The sequence below is a fragment of the Methylomarinum sp. Ch1-1 genome (assembly GCF_030717995.2).
Taxonomy (GTDB): Bacteria; Pseudomonadota; Gammaproteobacteria; order Methylococcales; family Methylomonadaceae; genus Methylomarinum; species Methylomarinum roseum.
Map to the genome: position 1 here is coordinate 1,000,043 of NZ_CP157743.1, position 17,743 is coordinate 1,017,785.

14 protein-coding genes are annotated in these 17,743 nt (G+C 51.8%); 8 read left to right on the top strand and 6 right to left on the bottom strand.

The annotated features are described in order from the left end of the window. The first annotated feature begins 8 nt into the window (after positions 1-8). From pepP to Q9L42_RS04980, 5 genes are all read left to right on the top strand, one after another. Positions 9-1,328 carry a Xaa-Pro aminopeptidase gene (pepP, locus tag Q9L42_RS04960; RefSeq protein WP_305909536.1) on the top strand — a complete coding sequence of 440 codons (1,320 nt, stop codon included), beginning with the start codon at positions 9-11 and terminating at the stop codon, positions 1,326-1,328. Continuing rightward, positions 1,318-2,532, top strand: a complete 1,215-nt coding sequence (ubiH, locus tag Q9L42_RS04965) for a 2-octaprenyl-6-methoxyphenyl hydroxylase (protein WP_305909535.1) — start codon at positions 1,318-1,320, stop codon at positions 2,530-2,532. Before pepP ends, ubiH begins: the two co-directional genes overlap by 11 nt. Further along, complete coding sequence (locus tag Q9L42_RS04970; RefSeq protein ID WP_349432141.1) at positions 2,532-3,752, top strand: UbiH/UbiF/VisC/COQ6 family ubiquinone biosynthesis hydroxylase; 1,221 nt, start codon at positions 2,532-2,534, stop codon at positions 3,750-3,752. Before ubiH ends, Q9L42_RS04970 begins: the two co-directional genes overlap by 1 nt. Before the next feature lie 114 nt (positions 3,753-3,866). Further along, entirely contained in the window at positions 3,867-4,127 is a 261-nt protein-coding gene (locus tag Q9L42_RS04975) for a hypothetical protein (protein ID WP_349432143.1), read from the top strand. Positions 4,128-4,152: 25 nt separating this feature from the next. After that, positions 4,153-4,323 (top strand): hypothetical protein, encoded by a 171-nt coding sequence (locus Q9L42_RS04980; protein ID WP_349432145.1) that lies wholly within the window; start codon positions 4,153-4,155, stop codon positions 4,321-4,323. Positions 4,324-4,900: 577 nt separating this feature from the next. Here the strand turns inward: Q9L42_RS04980 and Q9L42_RS04985 are convergent. Both Q9L42_RS04985 and Q9L42_RS04990 read right to left on the bottom strand, forming a co-directional pair. Beyond that, a complete protein-coding gene (locus Q9L42_RS04985) occupies positions 4,901-5,872 on the bottom strand; it encodes a homoserine kinase (protein WP_349432147.1) in 972 nt (323 codons plus the stop codon). A gap of 7 nt (positions 5,873-5,879) precedes the next feature. Beyond that, a complete protein-coding gene (locus Q9L42_RS04990) occupies positions 5,880-6,173 on the bottom strand; it encodes a DUF2782 domain-containing protein (RefSeq protein ID WP_305909529.1) in 294 nt (97 codons plus the stop codon). 124 nt (positions 6,174-6,297) lie between these two features. On the opposite strand from Q9L42_RS04990, the gene Q9L42_RS04995 reads away from it, so the two are divergent. Both Q9L42_RS04995 and Q9L42_RS05000 read left to right on the top strand, forming a co-directional pair. After that, on the top strand, positions 6,298-7,188 hold the full coding sequence (locus tag Q9L42_RS04995) for an SPFH domain-containing protein (protein ID WP_349432148.1): 891 nt from the start codon (positions 6,298-6,300) through the stop codon (positions 7,186-7,188). 143 nt (positions 7,189-7,331) lie between these two features. Then, a complete protein-coding gene (locus Q9L42_RS05000) occupies positions 7,332-7,853 on the top strand; it encodes a YcxB family protein (protein WP_305909527.1) in 522 nt (173 codons plus the stop codon). Between the two features lie 236 nt (positions 7,854-8,089). Here the strand turns inward: Q9L42_RS05000 and Q9L42_RS05005 are convergent, their stop codons facing one another. From Q9L42_RS05005 to Q9L42_RS05020, 4 genes are all read right to left on the bottom strand, one after another. Next, positions 8,090-9,376, bottom strand: a complete 1,287-nt coding sequence (locus tag Q9L42_RS05005) for an alginate export family protein (RefSeq protein WP_349432149.1) — start codon at positions 9,374-9,376, stop codon at positions 8,090-8,092. Between the two features lie 434 nt (positions 9,377-9,810). Continuing rightward, a complete protein-coding gene (locus tag Q9L42_RS05010) occupies positions 9,811-11,556 on the bottom strand; it encodes an ABC transporter ATP-binding protein (RefSeq protein ID WP_349432150.1) in 1,746 nt (581 codons plus the stop codon). Between the two features lie 9 nt (positions 11,557-11,565). Continuing rightward, on the bottom strand, positions 11,566-12,582 hold the full coding sequence (locus Q9L42_RS05015; protein ID WP_349432151.1) for an ABC transporter permease: 1,017 nt from the start codon (positions 12,580-12,582) through the stop codon (positions 11,566-11,568). A 114-nt stretch (positions 12,583-12,696) separates the two neighbouring features. After that, positions 12,697-14,019 carry a CmpA/NrtA family ABC transporter substrate-binding protein gene (locus tag Q9L42_RS05020; protein WP_349432736.1) on the bottom strand — a complete coding sequence of 441 codons (1,323 nt, stop codon included), beginning with the start codon at positions 14,017-14,019 and terminating at the stop codon, positions 12,697-12,699. 1,240 nt (positions 14,020-15,259) lie between these two features. Between Q9L42_RS05020 and cas3 the strand changes: the two genes are divergently transcribed. Next, positions 15,260-17,710, top strand: a complete 2,451-nt coding sequence (gene cas3 / locus Q9L42_RS05025) for a CRISPR-associated helicase Cas3' (protein WP_305909525.1) — start codon at positions 15,260-15,262, stop codon at positions 17,708-17,710. The last annotated feature ends 33 nt before the right edge of the window (positions 17,711-17,743 follow it).

Genomic DNA, 17,743 nt, shown 5'->3' on the forward strand with positions numbered 1-17,743 from the left:
GCCTTGATATGAGACAAAGTGAATTTAAAAGACGCCGCAAAGCTTTGATGCAACAGGTTGGCAAGGGCAATATCGCTCTGATTGCCAGCGCCTCTAGTCGCACCCGAAATCGAGATGTGGAATATCCGTTCCGGCAAGACAGCGATTTTTATTATTTGACCGGTTTTAACGAGGCCGAATCATTGGCGGTCTTTATTCCCGGTCGAAAGCAGGGGGAATACATCTTATTCTGCCGCGAATTCGATGAACAAAAAGCCTTGTGGGAAGGCGCTCACGCCGGGCTGGAAGGTGCGACCAAACATTACGAGGCCGACGATTCCTTTCCGATAGACGATATGGGGGACATCCTGCCGGGGATGCTGGAAAACAAGAGCAAGGTGTTTTATCCGATGGGCCGGGATAGCGAATTGGATCACCAGCTATTGGAGTGGATTAACAATATCCGCAAACAGTCGCGTAGCGGCGTCAATGCGCCCGGTGAGTTGGTTTCGCTGGAACATATACTGCATGAAATGCGTCTGTTCAAGAGTGCGGCCGAACTGAAGCTGATGCGCAGGGCGGCCGCCGTGTCGGCCAAGGCCCATGTCAGGGCGATGCGGCAATGCAGGCCCGGAATGTATGAATATCAGGTGGAAGCCGAGTTGATCCATGAATTTATTCAAGAGGGCTTGCGCGCGGTGGCCTATCCCTCGATCGTCGCAGGCGGTAAAAATGCCTGTGTGCTGCACTATACCGAAAACAAGGATAAGCTCAAAAAAGGCGATTTATTGCTGATCGATGCCGGCGTCGAATGCGACCATTACGCCGCCGATATCACCCGGACGTTTCCGGTTTCCGGCAAATTCAGCGAGGCGCAAAGCCAGCTTTATCAATTGGTATTGGATGCGCAATATGCCGCCATCGAGCAGGTGCAGCCGGGCTTGCCCTGGAACAAGGCCCATGATGTGTCGGTGGAAGTGTTGACCAAAGGCTTGGTGAAGCTGGGGCTGTTGAAAGGCCGAGTCAGCAAGTTGATCAAAGATGAAGAATATAAGCAGTTTTATATGCACCGGATCGGCCATTGGTTGGGCATGGATGTGCATGATGTCGGAGACTATAAACTCAATGATCAATGGCGGGTGTTGGAGCCGGGAATGGTTCTGACTATCGAGCCGGGTTTGTATATACCGGCCGATTGCGAGACCGTCGATGAGAAATGGCGTGGCATCGGCATACGCATCGAGGATGATGTGCTGGTGACCCGCGACGGCCCTGAAGTCTTGACGGATGGCGCTCCCAAGACCATAGCAGACATAGAAACATTAATGCGTGAAACCGATGCAGCCTGATTACGATATATTGATTGCCGGAGCCGGCTTGGCCGGCAATTGCTTGGCTTTGGCGCTGAAGGACTCGGGCTTGAAGGTGGCGATCATCGAAGCCCGCAGCCGCGAAGAGTTGCATGATTCTCCGGCCGGCGACCGGGCATTGGCATTGGCGGCCGGAACGGTCAATATGTTGCAAGCCTTAGGCGTATGGCAGGGAGTGGCTCGGGCCGCGACGGCCATCACCGACATCCATATTTCCGATCGGGGACACTTCGGCAAAACCCGCTTGTCGGCCCGGCAGCAGGGTGTAGCCGCATTGGGTTATGTCATTTGCGCCAGGGACATAGAAGATCATGTGGCGGCTCGGGTGGCGGAGGCAGGCATCAAACAATTTTGTCCGGCCAGAGTGGCAGGCTTGATGTCCGGTATCGATGCCGTCAATGTCAGTTTGAAGCAAGGGGAGCAGTCGCTGAATTTATCGGCTACGCTGTTGGTCGGCGCCGATGGCGGCAATTCGTCGGTGCGTAAATTACTCGATATCCCGCAACAGGTGACCCAGTACGGCCAGACGGCGTTGGTTACGACGATCAGTTCTTCGCTCCCCCATCATCATACCGCCTTCGAACGTTTCACCTCTTCCGGGCCATTGGCCTTGCTGCCGCAGGCGGGCAATCGCTCGGCGGTGGTGTGGACGCGCAAACAAGAAGATGCCGAGGCCCTGATGGCCGGTGGCGAGGCTGATTTTATCGCCCAGTTACAGGAATGCTTCGGTTATCGCTTGGGGGAATTGAGATTGGCCGCGCCGCGCCGGGCATTCCCGCTAAGTTTGATTCGCGCGCAAACGATGATGTCGGGGCGCACCGTGATTATCGGCAATGCCGTGCATCAGTTGCATCCGGTCGCAGGTCAGGGTTTCAACCTGGGCTTGCGGGATGTCGTGCAGCTCGCGGAAATGCTGCTGAACCAACATGAGCAAGGCTTGGATGTCGGCGCCAGCGCCTTGCTCGAGGACTATGTGCGGCTCAGACAGCAGGATCATGATCGCACCATCGCGTTCACCGACAATGTGGTGAAGATATTCTCCAGCGACTGGTTGGCGTTGGCCGCCGTCAGAAACAGCGCCTTGACCGTGCTCGATCATATCCCTTGGGCCAAGGATTTATTGGCGCGTCACGCGATGGGATTGGCGCAACGTTTGCCCAGAATAGGGAGTAAAAGAAACTGATGAAGGAAACATTTGACGTTATCATCGTCGGCGGCGGCATGGTCGGCGCCACCGCGGCCTGCGCCTTAGCGCATGGCGGCATTCGGGTCGCGTTATTGGATAGTCATAATCCGCCACGGCAGTGGCCGCAGGATTCGGTGGATATCAGAGTTTCCGCACTGACACGCGCCTCGCAGAACATATTGGAATGTGTCGGCGCCTGGCCGGCAATGGTCGGGCGCGGCGTCTGCGCCTATAAAGACATGCGGGTTTGGGATGCCAAGGCCGATGGCGAATTGCATTTCGATTGTGCGGAGACCGAATACAATGAATTGGGCCATATTGTCGAAAACCGGGTGACGGTCGCTTCCCTGTGGGACGTATTGGAAACGCTGCCGGCCGCGACTTGTATCACCGGGGCCAAAGTAGCCGATATGCAATTGCTGGAGCAAGACGCACGCTTGCAGCTCGATGACGGACGGCAGTTTCAGGCCGACTTGGTCATCGCCGCCGATGGTCGGGAGTCTTTTTTGCGCGACCAAGCCGGTATCGATGTGACCGGCTGGCCCTACCATCAGGACGGATTGGTGGCGACGATCCGCACAGAAAAGCCTCATCAGGCGACCGCCTGGCAACGTTTTCTCGACGAAGGACCGCTGGCTTTTCTGCCGTTGAGAAACGGCCAGTGTTCCATCGTATGGACGCTGAAAACGGAAACTGCGCAAGCCTGTTTGCAGTTATCGGATGAAGCGTTTCTGCAGCAGTTGGAGTCGGCTTCGGCCGGTATGCTGGGCAAGATGCTGGCGACCGGCCCGCGGGCCGCTTTTCCGCTTAAATTTCAATATGCCAACCGTTATTGCGAGCGTCATTTCGCCTTGATCGGCGATGCAGCGCATGCGATGCATCCGTTGGCGGGTCAGGGCGCCAATGCCGGATTATTGGATGCGGCCGCGCTGGCCGAACTGATCATCAAGACTCGGCAAGCGGGACGGCCGTTGTCCGGTCATCAATATCTGCGCCGCTACGAACGTTGGCGCAAAGGCGATAACCTGCTGATGATGTCGGCCATGGACGCCTTGAACAAGACTTTCGCGGTCAGCGCATTGCCGTTTGTTTCGATACGGTCAGCCGGCATGAACTGGATCAATCATAGCGATATGATCAAAAACTATTTTAACCGTCATGCGATGGGGTTGCGTGATGATTTACCGAGGCTGGCGCGAAAACAGCGTTGCTGGTGAGGGCTCCGGCAACGGGTTTACCGTGCGGCGCTGCTTCTGGTATAGTCTGTGCTTTAGCGACTACACTATAGAGAGTATGGCTATAGTGCATAAGAATAATTAAGGGGAAGGGGTATGGCAGAGTTGCTTTTTATATTGACGACGGTTTTTGTGGCTTACGTGGTCTTTGTCGTCGTTGAGTGCGAGAAAAGAAAAAAAGAAGAGGCAAAACAGACGGCGAAGCCTGAGGCTAAAAAGCCTGCCGCGGCGGTAAAAGCCGAACCGGCGCCGGCTGCTAAAGCCGCCCCGGTCGCGGCGGAAAAGCCGGCAGCGGCGGCAAAAACCGGCTCCGGCCCCTGCCGCGAAGCCGGCGGCCGGCAAGGCGTTGCCGGATAGTGTAAAAAATCCGGAAACTGGCGAAGTGGCTAAAATTCCGAATAATTATCGCTTCACCAAGCGTTGGGTCAAGGAAGCTTTGGTCAACGAAGGTTTATTGGACAAGATATACAAAAACAATGAACTGGATGATGCGACCAATGCCAAGATCAAGACGGCGCTGGATAAGCTGAAGGCGATGGATAAATATCAATAGTTTCGCACACCGCGAGATGGGGAAAATTGACCCATCTCTCAGTACTCAGTCATGTCATACATGACGGGTACTCGCTAGAGAAAAAAGGGGACAGGCTACTTTTACCCGAATTTATTCGCATGGCGCGGCTAAATCTGCGCCTACATGCACAATTGCCGACAGAATAATGTTGACTATGTACCAGTCCTTTGCCGCGTTCGACTTGCTGGTAACGTCCCGGCGTTAAAAATTCCCCATGCTCTACGGCAAGGCGGGCCGATAGGGCAATCACTAAAAATCGTGACAGAAAAGACAGAAAAGGGGACAGGCTACTTTTACTGGAGTTTCCCCGTTTGAGCATTTTTGCTGTGTTTAACCTGAGTTCGGGCTAAGAAATCAGCCTGTATCAGGTAGCTCTTCCAGAAGACGCCGTTCACCCAGCACCTAAATAAACAAAAATCGGCCATGCCGCGCACATTTCTTCCAGAGCGACCTGATACAGGCTTAACCCTTTTAACGGCAAATTGGGAATTGCGGCGGTAGGCGCGAATTTATTCGCAGTGCGCGGCTAAATCCGCACCTAAATTCACAATAAAAATCAGAGGGCTGCCGGCCAAGGCATCGGACTAACAGACGATGCCGACAGCGTTGGTTGGCTGCGATGCTGTTCTAGCAGGAGACGAAACTCCGCCGGGTCTTTGTGCTGAGTGAGGTCGCCATTTTTGCCGTCGGTCCGGTGTTTGAGCCTGGATAGCCAGAAGCGCAAGGCGGCCCGTCGCAAGAATACCGGCAGGAGCTGGCGCTCTAGGCTTTCTAGGGGCCTAATCGATTGATAACCTTGCAATAACCCCGTCATTTTTTGCTTGTTGATGACGCTTTGTCGCCGACACCAGTCATTGATGGCGATGGCGATATCGAGCAGCAAAAAATCGTTACAGCAGGCGTAAAAATCCAGAATGCCGCTGACTCTGCCGTGCTCGAAGAGCACATTATCGCGGAATAAATCGGCATGAATGACGCCGTTGGGTAATTCGACCTCTTCATATCCACGTTGGAAAGCCAGTTCGGCTACAATGGTTTGGATTTCCTGATCTGACAACAGGGCTTTGCAATCATCAAACAACGTCTGACAAGCCGACAGGTTTTTGGGATTGCGGCGCCGAAATTCGAATTGCCCGGCGTAAATATGCAGCAGGGCCAATTGCCGGCCAATTTCGTAGCAATGGTTAGGCGTGGGCTTGACTAAAGACTGACCTGGAAGACAGCTGAACAGGGCTGCGCTTTTATCATTGAGTTTGAGCAATGGCGCGCCTTTTCGGTCGGCTTGGGGGTGCGGAACGCTTAGGCCGCGGCGGCGCAGATGGCTTAGCAAGGCGAAAATAGGTTCGATTTGAGTGTCCGCGAGTTCCTCAAACAGCGTCAGGATGAATTGGCCGCGGTCGGTGTGGAGGCGATAATTGGTGTTTTCTACGCCGTTTTCGATGCCGCTAAAATCGATGAGCGCGCCAAGGTCATAATATTGCAGAAAGCGTTGTAGCTGTGCCGTAGTGATGCGGGTATAAACTGACACGGATGCGCTATTTCCATTCAAACAGTTTCCATTGATTGATATTCAGGCCCTTGTCGAGATCGCTGCGCCTGACGTCCATATTGCCGTCGCCGTCGGTATCAATCAGATAATAGGCGGGACCGACATCGGGTTTAATGCGGATCATGTAGAGCTGGCCGTTATTACGGAATTCCTGAATAGTCTTTTTTCCCTTACGAATGATGGTAATATCGGGCTCTAAAACTTCTCCGTTTTGCACGGGCATCGGCAATTCGGGAGGTTCTGGAGCCGGGGCGGACTCCTGCTCTTGTTGTTCGGCCATACAGACAGTTGGCAGGAGCAATGTGCTTATGATTAGATTACGACGCATGTGTGTCTCTTGGGTATTATTTTGGGAACATCATAGTACAGATTTTATGTGAAGGGTAATAAATGCGAGAAAAGCGATGGATAAAATGAAATATGCGGGCTTTGCGGGCGCGGCATTAATACTGCTGATTTTAATCTTCAATTCTTATACTACCGTCGAGGCCGGCCATAACAAGGTCGCGACGATGTTCGGCAAGGTTCAGCCGGAGCCCTATGACGAAGGTTTCCATATCGTCAATCCATTGCTGGACTTCGTCGATTTCGATTTGCGCCAACAGACCCATACCTGGCAAAAGGTTCACGTGCCTTCACAGGATAAGCTGAAAACGTCGATGGATATCTCGGTCACCTTCAGGCTCGATGGCGTCAGGACGCCGACGATTCTGCAAGAAACCGGAACGCTGCAAGATGTCGTTATCAAACATGTGACGCCGAAGGTGCGCTCCTTGCTGCGGGAGGCGGGGAAAAGCGTCGAGCAATCACAGGATTTTTATCTGGACAGCGTGCAAGACGAACTGCAACGCTACATGGAAGACGGTCTGCGAGCTTATTTGGAGGCTAAAGGAGTCATTGTGACGGCGGTATTGTTTCGCGATATCACCTTGCCGGACGTGGTGACCAATGCCGTGATTCAGACCAAGGAACGACAGGAGCAATTGGAGCGGGAAAAAGCCCAGTTGAAAATCGTCGAGCAGCAGGCCCAGCAGCAGGTCAAACAGGCCGAAGCCAGGGAAATGGCGGCGGTGTCCGATGCCAATGCGAAAAAAATTCAGGCCGATGCCGAAGCTTATCGAATCAGCAAGGAGTCGGAGGCGCAAGCCATGGCCAACGAGTTGCTGGCAAAATCGGTGACGCCGGCATTGATCAGATATAATGCCATTCAAAAATGGAATGGAAAATATCCGCAGACTTTGCTAGGAGGCAACAATGACGGACTGATATTAAGCTTGCCCGGGACCGGCAGATGATTTTTCGGATAAATTATGCCTGAGTACAACCTGTTTGAATTGCTGGTTTGAATAGGCGTACTAGCCATGCGCCGATAAAAATGCATTAAAATGCAAGGCCATATAACCAAAACACATCAACCTTAATCCACTAAAAATAAAAAATGTTTGAAATTGAATACGAATTCCGGGAGCAGGATCTGCTGCATTTTAATGAGTTGAGACTGGAAAACGACCAGGAAATGCAGAAAAATATCCGAAAAAATCGCTTGTTTGTGCCTGGCATCATGTTGTTTATCGGCTTGTTCTACTATGTCTATTATGTCGATATGCTGACCACCGCTTATATCACGATATTGGCATTGGTATGGGGAATCGTCTCGCCCTATATCATGAAAATGGATATGCGCAGGCAGATCATAAACAACTACAGCGAAGCAGAAAAGAAAGCGATGTTCGGCATACACAAGCTGACCATCGATCAGGATTACCTGATCGAGACATCGCCCGGCGGCACCAGCAAGACTCCATGGTCGGAGATGCTCAGGGTCGATTCTTTGAAAGAATATGTGCATATTTTTATCGCCATCGATGCGGCGATCGTGATCCCTAAGGAAACGGTCAAATCGGGCGACTTGAAAAAATTCGCCAAACAAGCGGAAAGCATGATCGAGCGATTAGGCTGACGTCAATTGGAAAGACTCGTCATACTTGATGGCGGAATCATACCCGCCTGAGCCTGGTCAACAGGGGAAAGGAGCCGGTGTGCAATCAAGCAATCTTGAGCGAGACAGTCGGCGAGCTTGTCTAATCGGACGATGATCGAGGGTGACAAGAAGGCACATGCCCGACGACGATCATGGCGTATCCATATTCCCTGGCAATCCATGCCAGGGAAAGGCTGTAAATGCATTAATAGAGCTCAAAACGAGACATTAGCCTGCAGCCACAATTTTTGCGTATCATTTTTGAAGCCGCCCGGCGCGTCATCATCTCCGTCGTAATAAGCGTATTTGGCCAGCAACGCATAATGCTTGCCAAATTTTTTTGTGATCAGAAAGTCATATTCATTGCCATAGCTAAAATTACTCGTGTCGTCCTTGAAGTTATGGTAAACGAACATTAGCTTGGCGCCTGCAATCGAAGTCGCCGCGGTGGCATTGACGTCGCGTACGCCGTTGGGATAGAGGGCGGCATTTAGAAAACGGTCCGCCCAGCCCTGGAAGGCATGATTGGTGCCTAGCGGCGTCGAGAATACGCCTCCATCTCGGCCATCCAGTTGTTCCATGGCGCCTTTGACGGTGATACCCGCTACGCTGATGCCTCCCATGATATGGTAACGGTCCCGAGAAAAATCGGCCTTGTTGCTGCCGTAGTCCTGCTGATAACTATATTCAGCCGTGTAATGCAGGCTGATGTCCTGGGTCAATTTCGGCGAGCCGATGAAACGAACGCCATAGGTTTGGCTGGATTTCGGGGCGTTGGCCGGGTCATCGCGATAATCCAGCCAATAGCCATAGCCTATCGCGTTGCCGAGGTTACCCATTCGGTAATTGATGTTGACGATAGGGGCATCGATATTGTCGGTCAATGAGAAAATATTTTTGATTCGGCCGATGTAACCCGCGTTGATTGTTAGGTCTTGGATGGAATCATTCGTTACGAGTACCGCATCATAGGTTTGTTCCATTTGTCGCCAGCCCACGTTACCGATAAAGCGGTCGTCATCGATCTTGATCCGTTGCCTTCCACCTTTGATGACAGTATCCGGAATTCCCTTGTAAGTTATCCATAAACGATTCAGTTCATGGCGGTCGGCGGGGTCGGCCACAACATGATGATTGGGGTCTCCGTATACGCCGCCGCCCCGGTAATCGTTTTGCGCGGCGAGTAGGTTTTCATATTCGGCAAACGCTTGAACGCCGAGAATTTCGGGCGTCAGGTAGCCCAGGCGCAGCCGAAAGGTATTTGCATGGGCGGGCTCCGGCTCCGTGTCATCGGTGTCGGCGTATTCATAGCGATAATTGAGGTCAAATTTAATTTGACCATAATATTGCGGATTCTTCTGGCCAAACCGCAATGCCTCCTCGATCGTCTGATCGATGCCGGCGTTGACGGATTGAGTTGCGGCTAATGAAATAAACAGCGTCGCGACGCCTGGCTTGCTCAAAGCGAATCTGGGGAGGGTTTTTTTTTCAGGCAGAGTCATGATGGGGCTCCAATAAATACAAGTAAGAATGAATCGGTTGGTAATTAAGTACTGATTACTCTCGGACGCGCTGTCGAGAGCGAAATAGCGCTAATCAGCCAGCAATTCCCATATCATCAGTTTGAGTATTTTTGCGGGGTTTAGGGCATGGGGTGTGTCTGTCGAGGAGCGCCGTTCACCCAGCACCTAAATAAACGACGATAATAAATCATAGCCAATAGTCTATGGTATTTAGGTGCTGGGTAAACCCATCCCTGGGGGCTTGACGGCAGCATCCTTGCTGCCGACATCCTCGCCAAACACACCCCATGCCCTTTTTGAACGCCAAAGTGGGAATTGCTGCTAATCAGCAGTGAATGGATCTCGTTAAAGTCAAGGCATTTAAAACGCTCTTGCTGGCATTGTGGCCACTTCAATCTCCGGGTTATGGCGAGCTAATGGCGGTGATCGCACTCATTCAAAAAGGTCAATAAACTCTCGCGATAGCGGTAATAATCGGGATGTTGCAGCAAGGCCTTACGAGTTCTGGGACGCGGCAAATCGATTGATTCGATCTTACCGATTTTGGCCATGGGGCCATTGGTCATCATCACGACCCGATCGGCCAGCAAGATCGCTTCATCGACATCATGCGTCACCATGATTGCGGTGACATGGGTTCTTTCCCATACTTCCATCAATACTTCCTGTAGTTCCCAGCGGGTCAACGAGTCCAGCATGCCAAATGGCTCGTCCAGCAATAACAGCTTGGGCGACAGGGCGAAGGCGCGGGCGATTCCGACCCGTTGTCGCATACCGTTGGACATATCCGCCGCTTTTTTGAACAAGGAGTCGCCCAAACCAACACGAGTCAGATAATATTCGACGATATCGTCGCGTTCCGATTGTTGGGCATGGGGATAGACTTTTTCCACGCCAAGCGCGACGTTCTCAAACGCCGTCAGCCAAGGGAACAAGCTGGGTGACTGAAAGACCACGCCCCGATCGGGGCCGGCGCCATCGATTTCCTTGTTGTCCAGAACGATGCCGCCTTCGGATATTTCGTTCAGCCCAGCCGTCATCGTCAACACGGTCGATTTACCGCAGCCCGAGTGACCGATGATGGAAATGAATTCCCCTTTTTTCATTTTCAGGTCAAAGCCGTCTACCACCTTAACGGTGCTATTGCCGTCGGCCGTCGGATATATTTTCGATAACTGGGAAAATTCAACATAGCGTGGTTTTCCGACATCCTTTTGCGCCGGCTTCAACGCCGAGATATCCAGTTTCCAATCATTGCTGGTGTTGGGACGCACATCCGGCAGAACCACGCGGTCGCTATCGGCTTGCTCAGATTGTTGTGCGCCGATATCCATCAGATAACGGGTAATGTCGGCGCGCAGGCGTTTGAAGTTTTCGTCGTGATTCAATGCCGCCCGGTCGCGGGGCCTTTCGATGTCGACAGGAAAGTGTGATCCGAAGGTGGCTGCCGGTCCGGGAGTGAGCGGAATGACCCGGTCCGCCATATAAATTGCCTCGTCGACATCGTTGGTGATCAGAATGACGGTTTTTTTCTCTTTATCCCAGAGATGCAGGATTTCATCCTGCAAATTACCCCGGGTCAATGCATCCAGAGCGCTCAGCGGCTCATCCAATAATAAAACTTCGGGATTGGCCGCCAGCGCACGGGCCACATTGACCCGTTGTCTCATGCCGCCGGACAGTTCGGCCGGACGTTTTTCCATGGCCGAACCCAGGTTAACCATGTTGATGTATTTTTTCGTATGCGCGTTGCGTTTTTCCTTGTTCCAGTCCCGGTAAATTTGATCGACGGCCAAGGCGACGTTTTCATAGACGGTCAGCCAAGGCATCAGGGAATAATTCTGAAACACCACGCCACGATCGGGAGCGGGGCCGGTGATCGATTGATCGGCTTTCAGTACCTGGCCTTGATCGGCCGTAATCAGACCGGCTATCAACGAAATCAGCGTCGTTTTACCGCTGCCGGAGAAACCGACGATGGCGACAAATTCCCCTTCCTGGATTTTCAGATTGATATCCTGGAGAATCGGACTGTATTCGGCGCCCTCGCCGTAAGACTTGGAAACATTCTTGAGTTCGATCAAGGCTGGAGAGGGTTTTTGTTCGATTGCCTTATGCTTCCGTAATTCTTCGGTCAATAAATGTTGCGCTGCTGCCATGGCGTGCTCCTAGAGTGCTTTACCGAAAGAAAAAACATTTTGTAGCGCGTGCATGATGCGATCGAGGATGAAACCGATAATGCCGATCGTGAATACCGCTACCATGATTTTGCCTAGTGAATGCGAACTGCCATTCTGAAATTCGTCCCAAACAAATTTGCCCAGGCCCGGGTTTTGCGCCAGCATCTCGGCGGCGATCAGCACCATCCAGCCGACACCCAGCGACAAACGCATGCCGGTGAATATGTAGGGCAGCGCGGAAGGCAAGATTATTTTTTTGATTTGTGTGCTGTAATTCAAACGCAATACTTTCCCGACATTGATCAGATCTTGGTCGATCGACGACACGCCGACAGCCGTATTGATCAGTGTCGGCCACAATGAGCACAGGGTGACGGTAATCGCCGAGGTCAGAAAGCTCTTTTCGAACCAGGAGTCGTCATTGCTGACATATAGTGCACTAACGATTAGGGTTACGATGGGTAACCAAGCCAACGGCGAGACCGGCTTGAAAACCTGAATCAAAGGATTCAAGGCGGTATTGAAGACACGGCTCATTCCACAGAGAATTCCTAGCGGCACGGCAACCAGCGTTGCCAAGAAGAAGCCGGAAAACACGGTATACAAGCTGGTGACGATTTGATCCAGATAAGTCGGTTTGCCGGTATAAGGGCGGATTTTGACATTCGCATCAGGGGTCTGGGTCAGCTTTTTTTCGTTACGCGCACGTTGCCGTTCATAAAACGCGACTTCTTTCTCCCGCTCGGCATAATGGTCTTCCATTAAGGAATCGACTTCGGTCCAGACCGCGACCGGCCCGGGAAGCGTTCCGAGGCTGGTTTGTATTTGTTGCGCCACGCTGTTCCACAGCAGCAGAAAAATGATGAAGGCGAATGTCGGGATACCGATCGCCATCCATAAGGCCTTGATTTGCTGTTGCGGATTGTCGCCCTGACAAATCCTGACTACTGGCACGAACCAAGTCAGGCCGGTAATGTTTAAAAACTTGATCAATTGATTGTTCATCTTTACACCTGTTTTGCGTCGAGTCTCAAAAAAAGGCGCGTCCCGGCGCCAAGTCAACATCCCTGTATCACCGAGAACACCACTAACGAAAACAACGATTTATGAAAAGCGTGTTTACTCGACCACTTTGCCGTCGACAACCCTTTGTTTGCCTTTCAGGCCGATGGCGAACTTGGCCAAATACTCGTTCGGTTTACTGCCGTCATAGACGATGCCGTCGATAAATTCGCCTTGCGGTGGTTTGAAACCGCTTTCATCGTCGGCGGGGAAATCGCTGTTCTTGGCCTTGCCCTCGGCGATCAATTCCTTAGCCGCGGCCATGTAGATGTCGGGACGATAGACTTTTTTCGCGACCTCCATGTACCAACTGTCGGGTTTGTGTTCGTTGATTTGTCCCCAACGGCGCATTTGGGTCAAATACCAGATCGCATCGCTGTAGTAGGGATAGGTTGCGTTGTAGCGAAAGAAGACGTTGAAATCGGGGAGCGGGCGTTTATCGCCTTTCTCGTATTCGAAGGTGCCGGTCATGCTGTTGGCGATCACGTCGTAATCGGCCCCGACATAGGCGCTGTCGGATAAGATTTTGACCGCTTCCGGACGATTCTTGTTGTTGTCCGCATCTAGCCACATTGCCGCCCGGATAAGGGCCTTGACCACTGCCAGGTGCGTGTTGGGATACCGATCGGCCCAGGCTTTGCTGACACCGAAAACTTTTTCCGGGTTGTCCTTCCAGATTTCATAGTCGGTTACGACCGGAACGCCGATGCCCTTGAATACGGCTTGTTGATTCCACGGTTCGCCGACGCAGTAGCCATAAATCGTTCCGGCTTCCAGGGTAGCCGGCATTTGCGGCGGCGGAGTGACCGACAGCAGGGCATCGGCGTTGATCTGGCCGCTGATATCCTGGGGCGGCGCATAATAACCGGGTTTTATGCCGCCCGCCGCCAACCAGTAGCGCAACTCGTAGTTATGCGTCGAAACCGGAAACACCATGCCCATATTGAAAGGCTTGCCTTCGGACTTGTATTGATCGACCACAGGCTTCAAGGCGCTGGCCTTGATCGGATGGACCGGTTTACCTCCTTCCATCGGCACATGTTGTTTCATTTGTTGCCAGATATCATTGGCGACCGTGATGCCGTTTCCGTTCAAATCCATGCTGAAGGCGGTAATGATATGAGCCTGGGTGCCGAAGCCGATGGTCGCCCCTAACGGTTGGCCGGCCAACATATGGGCGCCGTCCAACTCGCCGTTGATGACCCGGTCCAGCAATACCTTCCAGTTAGCCTGCGCCTCGATCTGCACATACAGACCTTCGTCCTCGAAATAACCCTTTTCATAGGCGATGGCCAACGGCGCCATGTCGGTCAGTTTGATGAAGCCGAATTTAAGCTCCTCCTTCTCGAGGTTATCAATCGCGCCGACTTGTCCGGGCATGCTGATCAAAAATGCCGTCGTTACGGCGGATAGCCACTTAAAGGCTTTATATTGAAATGTCGTCATGAATCTCTCGCACTAAATTTTTCAAAAAAAAAAGGCGTCATCAGGATATCCATTCGATATTCGATGACGCCTTTGTCGTAATTGTCCCGCTATGGACTGCAAATGTTTGCTTCGGCGATGAAGCGCTTATTCCTGATTAAGCAGTAGCTGTGCCAGAACCTGGGGATTGTTTAATGATTTTATAAAAGATATTTATAAACAATGGTTTATATTTTTTATTGAGAAATTTAAGGAACGAAATAAATTCTGTAAAATCTCGATACTTCTTCATAATTACCCAATTTGGTGCATTCGGCACTATGTTGCAGCAAAATGGGGGAACATGATTAGCGCTTTGGATAGTTCGTTAGGATTTTGCTAAAAATAACTATCCCGATAGAGTTTTCTTGCTTTGCGCTTAGCGTTATACATAAATTGCGGGATGTCTTAAATTTGTGTAGATTGGGCTGAATAAAATGAAGCCTCAACAAATTGAGGCGCGCCGGAAATGTTGGGCTTCGCTATCGCTCAGCCAGCCTACGACATACTTGTGTATAACGGCAAGTGCTCTGCATGGAAACCCAGTCAGGGATGCTCCAATGTCCCCGTTCCGCAGAGCGAGGAATGAAAGGGCTGATCCTGGAAGTTATTTACGACCATATCCTTAGCCGAATATAAGCGGTAGCGAGCCCGTTAATAGATAGCAAATCTTTCTGAACTCTTTTAAACTGATAGGATTGTTTTCGGAAATTATTGAGATTCCCAGCGTCTTACAGTGCTTTGTCTTTGAATGGCAAACGAGCCGCTCAATGCGGCAATTCCCAGTTTTAATATTTTAGCCGTATTAAGCACAAGGGTTTGTCTGTTGAGAAGCGCCGTTCACCCAGCACCTAAATTATCCTGGAATGTAAAATATAGTCCTGTAGCCATGGAATTTAGGTGCTGGGTAAACCCATCCCTGGGGCCTTGACGCCAGACACAGCTTATGCATTTTTTGATCTCCAAATTGGGAATTTCTGCTCACAAATAGGAGTACTGAAGTTACCTAATAATTCAGAAAGCAATCCGTTGTAGTGTCCAGAGCGACATTGGTTTTAACAGGGTTTGCGTGAAACATGGCAAACCCATAAAAAAATACCCCTACAAGTCAGGATACCCCCCCTAAAAACTGGGAAACTTCAGTAAGGCTATTACCATGGACAAAATAAATTCTTATCATATTGCTCATATTCGTCAGTCTGACCGGGAGATCCAAGCCTTATCGATTCACCTAGGCGAAGTTGCAAATATCAGTAAGCATCTGGCCGCCAAAATCGATGCGGCCGAGACTGGCGAATTGGTCGGCCTGTTACACGACTTCGGCAAATACAGTATGGCGTTTCAAAACTATATTCGTTCGGCAACCGGGATGCTTGATCCCGATCATGACGACGGTTATATCGACGCCAAAGCCGCGAAAGGCAAGATAGACCATTCGAGCGCCGGCGCTCAATGGATTTGGCAGGCCCTGAAAAAATACGGCGCGGCCGGCCAAGGCAAGTGTTGCGGGCAAATTCTTGCCTTGTGCGTCGCTTCTCATCACAGCGGCTTGATCGACAGCCTGAAACCGGATGGAGAGAATGGTTTTTTAATTCGCGCGGACAAAGCGGACGAACAAACCCATCTCGAAGAGTGCATACGAAATGGCCGCGAGATCTTGGCCAGGGCGGAAGCGCTGGCCGACAAAGCCTTGGTGTCGAAGATTGTCAAAAGGTTACAGACTCTGGCGGCAATCTCGCCGTCGAAGACGATACATACTTTCAATATCGGTTTTTGGACTCGGTTTCTGTTCAGTTGCCTGATCGATGCCGATCGCATCAGCAGCGCCGATTTCGAAAATCCCGATAATTCAACCTATCGCTCCCGCGAACAAACTCCATGGTCGGTCGTTATCGACAGGCTGGAAGAGCATTTGCAAGAGTTGTCCGGCCGAACCAGCGAGGCGACGCCGATAGACGCCATACGCCGGCGGATTTCCGATGCTTGCAGACGCCGGGCCGCCGGTTCACAAGGCGTTTACACCCTGACCGTGCCGACCGGCGGCGGCAAAACCCTGGCCAGCTTGCGTTTTGCGTTGCATCACGCCCGAACCCATGGTCTGGAACGCATTATTTATGTGATTCCCTATACCTCGATCATCGAGCAGAACGCCGCCGCCATTCGCACCATTGTCGAGCGCGAGGGAGATCGATTCCCTTGGGTGCTTGAACATCACAGCAACCTGGAGCCCGAGACCCAGACTTGGCACAGCAAGCTTGCCGCAGAAAATTGGGATGCGCCGATTGTGTTAACGACCATGGTGCAATTTCTGGAAACACTGTTCGGCGGTGGCACTCGCGGCGTGCGCCGTTTACATCAATTGGCGAACAGCGTGATTGTCTTCGACGAGATTCAAACCCTGCCGATTCGCTGTACGCATTTATTCTGCAATGCAATCAATTTCCTGAGTACGCAAACCCAAACCACGGCGTTATTGTGTACGGCGACTCAACCGTTGCTGGACAAACTGCAAGCGCCCGACAAAGGGCAATTGAGCATTCCACCGCAAAATGAACTGATGGACGACCCGGCGGCGCTGTTCAAGCAATTGGAACGGGTCAACATTTGCGACCTCACCCGTTGGCCGAACGGTTGGAGTGAACAGGAGATCGCCGATTTGGCGACTGACGAATTCGAAAACCAGGGAAACTGTCTGGTCATCGTCAACACCAAAGCCTGGGTGCAACGACTGTATCAACGCTGTCTCGAAACGGTGGACAGCGATAGTTTGTTTCATTTGAGCACAAGCCTGTGCCCGGCGCACCGGAAAGACCTGTTCTGCACAATCCGGCAACGCTTGGACGACGGGCGGCCGGTATTGTGCATCAGCACACAACTGATCGAAGCCGGCGTCGATATCGATTTCGCGTCGGTCATTCGGTTTCTTGCCGGCCTCGACTCCATCGCCCAGGCGGCGGGCCGATGCAACCGGAACGGCAGACGATCCGAAGCCACGGTTCGTGTCGTCAATCCGGCTGAAGAGTCCATCGACCTATTGCCGGACATAAAAATCGGCCGCGACAAGGCGCAACGCCTGTTGAGCGAGATCGGCGACCAAGACTTATTGTCGATAGAAGCGATGACGCTGTATTTCAGCTACTATTTCTACGAACGGACATCCGAAATGGATTATCCGCTCAAGGCGAGACAGGCAGCTAGGCATGACTCGTTGCTTAATCTACTGAGCACGAACGATAACAATATCGGCGTCACGGAACCCTGGCAATTGCGACAATCCTTCAAAACCGCCGCCGACAACTTCAAGGCTATCGACGCGCCGACGCAAGCCGTTATCGTTCCGTACAACGAAGAAGCCGAACAATTGATCAATAATTTATGCGGCCTGTCGACACAGTTCGACGCGGCCGCCTATCGCGATTTTTTGAGACAGGCGCAGAAGTTTAGTGTTAATGTATTCCCCCAGGTTTGGCGTACGCTGGTCGATCAACAAGCCGTACACGAAATTCATCCGGGCGAGGGCGTCTACTATTTGGACGAACGCCACTATAGCCCGGATTTCGGTTTGTCCACCGACATCGTCGCCAAAGCCGACTCCCTTATTTGGTAACAACCGGCCGGGCCGGAGGATAAATGCGCCATG

Coding starts and splice junctions, on each gene's coding strand:
- cas3 (WP_305909525.1), top strand. CDS start 15,260: ATGGACAAAATAAATTCTTATCATATTGCTCATATTCGTCAGTCTGAC.
- Q9L42_RS04990 (WP_305909529.1), bottom strand. CDS start 6,173: ATGGCCGAACAACAAGAGCAGGAGTCCGCCCCGGCTCCAGAACCTCCC.
- pepP (WP_305909536.1), top strand. CDS start 9: ATGAGACAAAGTGAATTTAAAAGACGCCGCAAAGCTTTGATGCAACAG.
- Q9L42_RS05020 (WP_349432736.1), bottom strand. CDS start 14,019: ATGCCCGGACAAGTCGGCGCGATTGATAACCTCGAGAAGGAGGAGCTT.
- Q9L42_RS05010 (WP_349432150.1), bottom strand. CDS start 11,556: ATGGCAGCAGCGCAACATTTATTGACCGAAGAATTACGGAAGCATAAG.
- Q9L42_RS05000 (WP_305909527.1), top strand. CDS start 7,332: ATGTTTGAAATTGAATACGAATTCCGGGAGCAGGATCTGCTGCATTTT.
- ubiH (WP_305909535.1), top strand. CDS start 1,318: ATGCAGCCTGATTACGATATATTGATTGCCGGAGCCGGCTTGGCCGGC.
- Q9L42_RS05015 (WP_349432151.1), bottom strand. CDS start 12,582: ATGAACAATCAATTGATCAAGTTTTTAAACATTACCGGCCTGACTTGG.
- Q9L42_RS04970 (WP_349432141.1), top strand. CDS start 2,532: ATGAAGGAAACATTTGACGTTATCATCGTCGGCGGCGGCATGGTCGGC.
- Q9L42_RS04995 (WP_349432148.1), top strand. CDS start 6,298: ATGGATAAAATGAAATATGCGGGCTTTGCGGGCGCGGCATTAATACTG.
- Q9L42_RS05005 (WP_349432149.1), bottom strand. CDS start 9,376: ATGACTCTGCCTGAAAAAAAAACCCTCCCCAGATTCGCTTTGAGCAAG.
- Q9L42_RS04975 (WP_349432143.1), top strand. CDS start 3,867: ATGGCAGAGTTGCTTTTTATATTGACGACGGTTTTTGTGGCTTACGTG.